The organism is Vibrio genomosp. F10 str. 9ZD137 (assembly GCF_049974785.1).
GTDB lineage: Bacteria > Pseudomonadota > Gammaproteobacteria > Enterobacterales > Vibrionaceae > Vibrio.
On record NZ_JBNGCJ010000827.1, the window covers coordinates 1 to 5,019 of the forward strand.

The following is a 5,019-nucleotide window of genomic DNA, read 5'->3' on the forward strand; positions in this document are numbered from 1 at the left end:
GCTCTTCCGATCTCTTTGATTGGCCTGAGGTTAGCGAAAAGCGGTAAGGTGGTTGGCGAAATTGGTGAAGCTTTTGGTGTCCAAGACCTACAATTAGATACGGCGGGTTCTGGTGAGGATTCTCAAGTTACAGTAAGTGGTTACGTGCTGCCAGGGCTGCAAGTTAAGTATGGGGTAGGGATTTTCGAATCCATTGGGGAGTTTACCGTCCGATACCGTTTAATGAGTGATCTTTACCTTGAAGTCTTATCGGGTGCGGATAATGCCGTGGACTTACTTTATCAATTTGAGTTTGAGTGATCTTTTTTATTCGATACACGTATTGATACGTGAAAGAAAACTAATGGCTATCGGGTCTCGTTGTAAGTAGATGAACGATAGTAGTTATTGGTTCAACTTCATGCAATGGGAGATAAACAATGAAGTACTTATATTTATTAGTGGCCTTATTTACGGTGGGCTGTGCACAGGTACAAACGCCAGATTCATACGCTGAGAACGATTGGTCTGAATTTGGTAAGCAAAGAGCAATAGATGGACAGCTGTATGATTCTCAATCAAGGCTAAATAAGCTCGATGAAAAAGGTGTGCTCAACGACAATTTATACATAGCGTACGGTAAAGGTTACCAAGAAGGTAAATCAGAATACTGCGCCCAAGATGCTCGTATGCTCGGCGCGTCAGGAAAGCCTTACCGAGGAATATGCGATGACGTAAACGTATTTTTCCGAGCGGATTATGACTCTGGCAGAGAGTCAGGATCTTTAAGGTAGAGACATCGATGTTGATTCGTAGATTCTTAGCTGCTTCATGTGTTGCAGGCAGCTAAGCTTTTCCACTCTTTTCGTCAATACACATCGTTCTTATGTTTGAGCTCGTTTAAAAGACTGAACAATCTCTTCTTTTGCTGAATTGATATCTTCCCAGCCTTCCACTTTTACCCATTTACCACTTTCTAATTCTTTGTAGCGCTCAAAAAAGTGCGTGATTTGTGCTTTTAGAAGCGTTGGGATGTCATCGACATCTTGAATATTGTCGTATTCCTTTGATAGCTTTTGATGCGGTACTGCAAAGACTTTCGCATCTTCACCTGATTCATCACTCATTTTTAATACGGCAACCGGTCGACAGCGAATCACCGATCCAGGTATCAACGGAAAAGGCGTCGGGACCAGTACATCGACAGGATCACCATCCAAAGAAAGGGTGTGATTGATGTAACCATAATTACATGGATAAAACATCGGGGCTGACATGAAGCGGTCAACGAAAACGGCACCCGTGTCTTTATCTACTTCGTACTTGATAGGATCTGCGTTCGCAGGAATTTCGATAACGACATAAATATCGTCAGGCAGAGATAGGCCAGCAGGGACGGTTTTTAGACTCATTTCGAGCTCCTCTAAGGAATAATTAGTCAGCTATGTAAGTCTAGTTGGTAGATTTAGAATTGAAAAATATCGCTTCTTTCATCATTTTCGATGAATGTGTAGGAAGTGGTGTGTTATTTGAGAATGGCGTGTTGTTTAAGAAGGGCGAAGAGAGCGATGACAACCTTGGTTGGCGGTTACTGAATTGAAGAAAGCAAGAAATAAAATAAGGTAAGCGAACGTACTCAGCGCTTACCTTTAATTTTAACGTTATAAGTGATCAGTCTTGGTTCTTTTCAATGAACTCTTCAACTTTTTCAACCATGCTTTTAGAGCCCGTAAAGAAAGGCACGCGTTGGTGCAACTCAGTGGGCTTTAGATCCATGATGCGATTAACACCATCGGAAGCAGAGCCACCTGCCTGTTCAATGATAAATGCCATTGGGTTGCATTCGTACAACAAACGCAGTTTACCGTTAGGGTGGCTTTGAGTGCTTGGGTAAAGGTAGATGCCGCCTTTAAGCAGGTTACGGTGGAAGTCTGAAACCAGTGAACCAATGTATCGAGACGTATACGGGCGACCATCTTCCGGCACATTTTCTTGGCAGTATTTAATGTACTTTTTTACCCCTGTCGGAAAACGAATGTAGTTTCCTTCATTGATAGAGTAAATTTTACCATCGTCGGGCGTCATCATATCTGGATGAGAAAGACAGAAAGTGCCTATCGAAGGATCATAAGTAAAACCGTTCACGCCGTTGCCTGTAGTGTAAACCAGCATGGTCGATGAGCCATAAACGACATAACCTGCGGCAACCTGCTTATTCCCAGGCTGAAGGAAGTCTTCCTGTGTTGGAGGAGTTCCAACAGGGGAAACGCGGCGATAAATCGAGAAAATCGTACCAACAGAAACGTTAACATCGATGTTTGATGAACCATCCAGCGGGTCCATTAGCACAACATATTTCGCGTTTTTGTTCAGTTCTTTATTAAAAGCAACGGCTTCATCTTCTTCTTCACTGGCAACACCACAAACTTGATCGCGCGCTTCAAGTGCCGCTTTAAATTTGTCGTTCGCGTACAGGTCCAACTTCTGTTGCTCTTCACCTTGAATGTTATCAGTACCGACAGCACCAGTAATATCGACTAAACCAGCTTTGTTGATTTCTCTGTTTACGATCTTTGCAGCAAGTCGAATCGAAGAGATAAGAGATGAAAGATCACCGCTAGCGTGGGGGAAGTCCGCTTGTTTTGAAACAATGAACTCGCCAAGGGTGCGCATTTCAGACATGTTATATCCTTAACAATTATGAGTATGGGGGCATAGCGATAACGATTGCCTCTTGTTGGGCTGTAGGTCATCACACTCATTGTAGTGTAAGCGTTAGATCTTATTTATGGTAATGAACTAACCGCTTGAGTTCTCAATTCATTTGTCGATTTACAGCGATTTACATTCGCGCTTTCTTTTGATGTTGAAATGGCGATAATGAGAGTCTCAATCGAAAATCACTTCGTAAGGCACAGTTGTATGCATATTCATATCTTGGGAATTTGTGGCACATTCATGGGAGGCGCAGCGGTCTTAGCTCGTCAACTCGGGCATAAGGTCACCGGCTCAGATGCCAACGTGTATCCACCAATGAGCACCTTGCTTGAATCTCAAGGTATTGAAATAATTGAAGGTTTCGATCCTTCTCAGCTAAGCCCTCAACCTGACTTAGTCGTTATCGGTAATGCGATGAGCCGCGGGAACCCTTGTGTCGAGCATGTATTAAACTGCAATATTCGTTATACGTCTGGCCCACAATGGCTTCAAGAATTTCTGCTGCATGACCGCTGGGTTTTGGCTGTTTCGGGTACTCATGGGAAAACAACGACTTCTAGTATGCTCGCTTGGATCCTTGAATCCTGCGGTTACCAACCCGGTTTTTTGGTGGGTGGGGTTCTTGGAAACTTTGGGGTATCAGCAAGGCTAGGTGACAGCATGTTTTTCATTGTTGAAGCAGATGAATACGACAGTGCTTTTTTTGATAAGCGTTCTAAGTTTGTGCATTACCATCCACGGACCTTGGTGATGAATAATTTAGAGTTCGATCATGCCGATATCTTCGATGATCTTGAAGCGATCAAGCGCCAATTTCATCATTTGATTAGAACGGTTCCCAGTAATGGGCGTATTTTCCATCCGCAGCAAAGCTCAGACATTGATGATGTTCTAAAGCGTGGCTGTTGGAGTGAAACCGAATCTATGGGCTCTCAGGGGGATTGGCGCGCGGAAAAAATAGTCAAAGATGGTTCTGTCTTTGATGTGTATTTTAAAAATCAGTGTGTGGGGCGTGTGGACTGGGATCTGGTGGGTGATCATAATGTCGAAAACGCGCTGATGGCGATTGGCGCAGCGAGACACGTTGGCGTCACTGCGGATTTAGCTTGCGACGCATTAGGGAAGTTTATTAATACTAAACGTCGACTGGAGTTAAAGGGTGTGGTGAATCAAGTGACGGTCTACGATGATTTTGCCCATCATCCAACTGCGATTGATCTCACCTTGGATGGTTTACGTAATAAAGTAGGTGATAAAAAAATCATCGCGGTGTTAGAACCACGCTCTGCAACGATGAAGCGAGGGGTTCATAAAGACACCCTCGCTTTGTCACTCTCAAAAGCGGATTTCGTCTACCTGTATCAACCAGATAATATCGATTGGTCGCTTCAAGATGTGGCAAGCCGATGTGAGCAGCAGGCGTATGTGAGCGATGATATCAATGAACTTGTCGCTAACATCGTTTTAGAAGCTCAGCCTGGTGATCACATACTCGTCATGAGTAATGGTGGATTTGAAGGTATACATGGCAAGTTGCTTGCGGCATTAGAAGCGCTAAGTTCTTCTCTCAATAACCCTAACTAGTAAGTGACCGATAAATGAAAACAGCGACGAATAAAGCCATTACCTTAGCCTTTACTGGTGCATCGGGGGCTCCTTACGGAATGCGTTTATTAGAATGTTTGCTGGCCGCCGATTATACCGTGCATTTATTGATCTCATCCGCGGCCAGGGTGGTCTTAGCCACGGAACATGATTTGAAATTACCCAGTGGGCCAGACGCCTGCAAAAAAGCATTGGTCGAGCATTTAGGGTGTGATGGAGATAAGCTGCTTGTCAGTGGCAAAGAAGATTGGTTTTCTCCCGTGGCATCGGGGTCAGCAGCGCCAAAGCAGATGGTGGTTTGCCCTTGCTCAGCAGGAAGTGTCGCCGCGATAGCACATGGTATGTCTGATAATCTCATTGAACGCGCTGCAGATGTGGTGATGAAAGAGCGTGGTCAGTTGTTACTTGTCGTTCGTGAAACGCCGTTTTCTACGCTTCATTTAGAAAACATGCACAAGCTTTCTCAAATGGGCGTCACTATTATGCCTGCTGCACCGGGTTTTTATCATCAACCCCAATCGATTGAAGATCTTGTGGACTTTATGGTTGCTAGAATTTTAGATCATTTAGGCATCGAACAAGGTCTTGTTCCTCGTTGGGGATACAAGAAGTAGCAGCGTTAAATGATTCACCGGGTTAATTGTTGAATAAACGTTAATCTTTATAGATAAGTTTCTCAATACCACATACAATCGAAACCACAGATCGGAAGAGCGG

At 44.1% G+C, this 5,019-nt stretch carries 7 protein-coding genes; 5 read left to right on the forward strand and 2 right to left on the reverse strand.

Annotated elements, in window-relative coordinates; genetic code table 11:
* The coding region (locus ACP45E_RS18860; protein ID WP_141707423.1) for a translocation/assembly module TamB domain-containing protein at nucleotides 1-300 on the forward strand (300 nt) is incomplete at its 5' end.
* 119 nt (nucleotides 301-419) lie between these two features.
* Nucleotides 420-773 carry a DUF2799 domain-containing protein gene (locus ACP45E_RS18865; RefSeq protein ID WP_017037392.1) on the forward strand — a complete coding sequence of 118 codons (354 nt, stop codon included), beginning with the start codon at nucleotides 420-422 and terminating at the stop codon, nucleotides 771-773.
* 90 nt (nucleotides 774-863) lie between these two features.
* Here the strand turns inward: ACP45E_RS18865 and ppa are convergent, their stop codons facing one another.
* Nucleotides 864-1,391, reverse strand: coding sequence for an inorganic diphosphatase (gene ppa, locus ACP45E_RS18870; RefSeq protein ID WP_017036153.1), 528 nt, complete (start codon nucleotides 1,389-1,391; stop codon nucleotides 864-866).
* A gap of 59 nt (nucleotides 1,392-1,450) precedes the next feature.
* Between ppa and ACP45E_RS18875 the strand changes: the two genes are divergently transcribed.
* On the forward strand, nucleotides 1,451-1,579 hold the full coding sequence (locus tag ACP45E_RS18875) for a hypothetical protein (protein ID WP_277815726.1): 129 nt from the start codon (nucleotides 1,451-1,453) through the stop codon (nucleotides 1,577-1,579).
* A gap of 71 nt (nucleotides 1,580-1,650) precedes the next feature.
* On the opposite strand, the gene fbp is transcribed toward ACP45E_RS18875, so the two are convergent.
* Entirely contained in the window at nucleotides 1,651-2,661 is a 1,011-nt protein-coding gene (gene fbp / locus ACP45E_RS18880) for a class 1 fructose-bisphosphatase (RefSeq protein ID WP_017036151.1), read from the reverse strand.
* A 240-nt stretch (nucleotides 2,662-2,901) separates the two neighbouring features.
* Here fbp and mpl point away from each other — a divergent pair, with 240 nt between their 5' ends.
* Both mpl and ACP45E_RS18890 read left to right on the forward strand, forming a co-directional pair.
* Nucleotides 2,902-4,281 carry a UDP-N-acetylmuramate:L-alanyl-gamma-D-glutamyl-meso-diaminopimelate ligase gene (gene mpl, locus ACP45E_RS18885; protein WP_017037390.1) on the forward strand — a complete coding sequence of 460 codons (1,380 nt, stop codon included), beginning with the start codon at nucleotides 2,902-2,904 and terminating at the stop codon, nucleotides 4,279-4,281.
* 14 nt (nucleotides 4,282-4,295) lie between these two features.
* A complete protein-coding gene (locus tag ACP45E_RS18890) occupies nucleotides 4,296-4,916 on the forward strand; it encodes a flavin prenyltransferase UbiX (RefSeq protein WP_017036149.1) in 621 nt (206 codons plus the stop codon).
* The last annotated feature ends 103 nt before the right edge of the window (nucleotides 4,917-5,019 follow it).

What these genes read in the sequence shown, in the direction of transcription:
- ACP45E_RS18890 (WP_017036149.1), top strand. Translation starts at nt 4,296, where the DNA reads ATGAAAACAGCGACGAATAAAGCCATTACCTTAGCCTTTACTGGTGCA.
- ACP45E_RS18865 (WP_017037392.1), top strand. Translation starts at nt 420, where the DNA reads ATGAAGTACTTATATTTATTAGTGGCCTTATTTACGGTGGGCTGTGCA.
- mpl (WP_017037390.1), top strand. Translation starts at nt 2,902, where the DNA reads ATGCATATTCATATCTTGGGAATTTGTGGCACATTCATGGGAGGCGCA.
- ppa (WP_017036153.1), bottom strand. Translation starts at nt 1,391, where the DNA reads ATGAGTCTAAAAACCGTCCCTGCTGGCCTATCTCTGCCTGACGATATT.
- fbp (WP_017036151.1), bottom strand. Translation starts at nt 2,661, where the DNA reads ATGTCTGAAATGCGCACCCTTGGCGAGTTCATTGTTTCAAAACAAGCG.